Below are 1489 nucleotides of genomic sequence, written 5' to 3'. Positions count from 1 at the left end.
CGGTCGTCGAAGAACATCAGGTCGCACATGCCTTCTTCCAGCACGCGAGCGATCCGCTGGTAGTAGCGCACGTCCAGGTAGTCCGCCGCCGCACTGGGATAGCGCCACGAGCCGAAGTACACCGACACGTTGGACGCCTGGAGAAACGCGACAAGGGTCATCCGGTCATTGCGTGACGTGGACATCGGGGCCTTTCGTGAGCCGGGGGGCGAGGGAACCAGAGCAAGGCGGAGAGGACGCGGGCGTGGCGGAGGACGCCGGCCGCGGCACGCGTATCGGTTCCCGCGGGGCAAGCCCAGGCGCTGCGCTCCGTCAGGTCAGCGGAACACCGCGTAGGAGGGGTCGGTGTCGTTCCGGCGCCCCGAGGGCGGCGCGGTGGCCTCGGCGGGGAGCGTCACCTCGCGGTAGAGGTCACCGACGTAGGCGCGGTGGTCGATGGCCCAGACGCCCGCCCGGCGCGACCAGCGGTCGACGTACCGGCCGCGATGGAACAGGTCCGTGACGAGACCGTCGGCCGGGCGCGTGCGCAGCCACACCGACACATAGGTCTCGCTGGCCGCTGTTCCCGCCGCGTCGTCGACTTCGATGAGCGCGTTGGAGACCAGGTGCGAATGACCGGCGAGCTGGGCGTGGTAGGGCCACACGAAGTCGAGGAAGCCGGCGGCGGGCCCCCTGTAGTCGGGGCCGTAGTCGGCCGTGCCGTCGGGATGCCAGACGGTGTCCGCGAGTGCACGGTCCATGCGGTCGAGACCACGGCAGTACCAATACAGCACCTCCGTGATCTCCTGCTGCGCCGCGAGCCGGGCGATCGACGCCGAGTCGGTGTGCATGGTTCGCTCCTCTCGTGTGTCGTACGCCCGAGGGCGGAGTGGCGGCGCCGCCCGTCGCGGCCGGGATGCCGGGAAACCCCTGCGAGCAACCTAGGAAGTGCCGCGGCGGGAGTCATGTGCTGTGTCCGCTGAGCGGGATCGATTCCGGGGCTGGTGCCCGGTGCCGGTTAGCGTGGGCTGTCGTCGAGTGGGCGGCGTGACACCGCTGGTGCGGCCGGCCCGGCGGGGAAGCCGGGCGCTCCCCGCCCGCCACGGTGTCCCGTACGCCGGACACAGGCCCGGACGTCCGACCGAGGCAAGCCCACCGCCTGCGTGCCCAGGCTGCCTCGCGTGGCAGCGCGCGCGGAACTCGCCCGGAGCAGCACGAGACGACGACCGACAGGAAAGGCAGGGAACGCAACCATGAGCGACGGACCACTGGCCGGACTCCGTGTCCTCGATGCCGCCACCCTCGCTGCCGGACCGCTGATCGCCACCTGGCTCGGCGAGCACGGCGCGGACGTGAGCAGGCTCGAGCAGCCCGACGGCGGTGACCCGCTGCGGCAGTGGGGCGCGCAGAAGGACGGCGAGGGTCTGGTGTGGAAGAGCGTGGGCCGCAACAAGAACAGCGTCACGCTGACCCTGCGGCACGAGACCGGACGGGACCTGCTGCGCCGGCT

General features: G+C 71.3%; 2 protein-coding genes. One reads left to right on the top strand and one right to left on the bottom strand.

The genetic code is table 11. The features are described 5' to 3' along the window. Window positions 1-317 precede the first annotated feature (317 nt). Window positions 318-830, bottom strand: coding sequence for a nuclear transport factor 2 family protein (locus KVT45_RS54910; RefSeq protein WP_217562613.1), 513 nt, complete (start codon window positions 828-830; stop codon window positions 318-320). A gap of 402 nt (window positions 831-1232) precedes the next feature. On the opposite strand from KVT45_RS54910, the gene KVT45_RS54905 reads away from it, so the two are divergent. Further along, window positions 1233-1489 (top strand): CoA transferase (locus KVT45_RS54905; RefSeq protein ID WP_217562611.1); only part of this gene is annotated, 257 nt, incomplete at its 3' end.

The sequence above is a fragment of the Streptomyces sp. GbtcB6 genome (assembly GCF_019091475.1).
GTDB classification, from domain to species: domain Bacteria; phylum Actinomycetota; class Actinomycetes; order Streptomycetales; family Streptomycetaceae; genus Streptomyces; species Streptomyces hyaluromycini.
Note: the sequence above shows the minus strand (reverse complement) of the source record. Positions and strands in the feature narration are given on the sequence as shown.